We start from the raw sequence: 223 nt of genomic DNA, 5'->3' as shown, positions 1-223 counted from the left end.
AAATGTTATTAACATTTGGATGCTTTTTAACTAAAAAATATAAAATTATTATATTTATAAAGACCGCGCTGTATACAAAACCAAAGCCACCTATGCCAAGTGACATATAAATTTGCTGTAAAGGAGCAGTCCCTGTTGCCAGTTCCCTAGATGCTAGTGGATATTCCATTAAACCTAAAAACGTTTGAATAGAAGCTATAAAATAAAAAAATATTGTAAATAG

General features: G+C 29.6%; 1 protein-coding gene. It reads right to left on the bottom strand.

Translation table 11 applies throughout. From position 1 onward, the window contains the following. Positions 1 to 223 (bottom strand): hypothetical protein (locus V7127_RS21270; RefSeq protein ID WP_335489387.1); only part of this gene is annotated, 223 nt, incomplete at both ends.

This window comes from Bacillus sp. JJ1773 (assembly GCF_036962035.1).
GTDB lineage: Bacteria > Bacillota > Bacilli > Bacillales > Cytobacillaceae > Cytobacillus.
The sequence above is the reverse complement of the archived record's forward strand: the minus strand, read 5'-3'. Positions and strand labels throughout refer to the sequence as shown.